The organism is Fodinibacter luteus (assembly GCF_039541575.1).
GTDB lineage: Bacteria > Actinomycetota > Actinomycetes > Actinomycetales > Dermatophilaceae > Fodinibacter > Fodinibacter luteus.
This window is the reverse complement of sequence record NZ_BAABGM010000034.1, coordinates 1-745: the sequence shown is the minus strand read 5'-3', so window position 1 is coordinate 745 and position 745 is coordinate 1. Positions and strand designations below refer to the sequence as shown.

Annotated in this window: 1 rRNA gene; it reads left to right on the top strand. The window is 57.0% G+C overall.

The window, feature by feature from the left end:
- Nucleotides 1-745 (top strand): 23S ribosomal RNA (locus ABD899_RS18835); the annotation flags it as partial.

The following is a 745-nucleotide window of genomic DNA, read 5'->3' as shown; positions in this document are numbered from 1 at the left end:
GGCTTGTGTAGGATAGGTGGGAGACTGTGAAGCACGCACGCCAGTGTGTGTGGAGTCAACGTTGAAATACCACTCTGGTCGTTCTGGATATCTAACCTCGGTCCGTGATCCGGATCAGGGACAGTGCCTGGTGGGTAGTTTAACTGGGGCGGTTGCCTCCTAAAAGGTAACGGAGGCGCTCAAAGGTTCCCTCAGCCTGGTTGGCAATCAGGTGTCGAGTGTAAGTGCACAAGGGAGCTTGACTGCGAGAGAGACATCTCGAGCAGGGACGAAAGTCGGAACTAGTGACCCGGCGGTGGCTTGTGGAAGCGCCGTCGCTCAACGGATAAAAGGTACCCCGGGGATAACAGGCTGATCTTGCCCAAGAGTCCATATCGACGGCATGGTTTGGCACCTCGATGTCGGCTCGTCGCATCCTGGGGGTGGAGTTGCTCCCAAGGGTTGGGCTGTTCGCCCATTAAAGCGGTACGCGAGCTGGGTTTAGAACGTCGTGAGACAGTTCGGTCCCTATCCGCTGTGCGCGTAGGAAACTTGAGAAGGGCTGACCCTAGTACGAGAGGACCGGGTTGGACGAACCTCTGGTGTGTCAGTTGTCCTGCCAAGGGCACCGCTGATTAGCTACGTTCGGAAGTGATAACCGCTGAAAGCATCTAAGCGGGAAGCACGCTTCAAGATGAGGTTTCCATGGGGGTACACCCCCGAGAGGCTCCCGGCCAGACTACCGGGTTGATAGGCCAGACGTGGA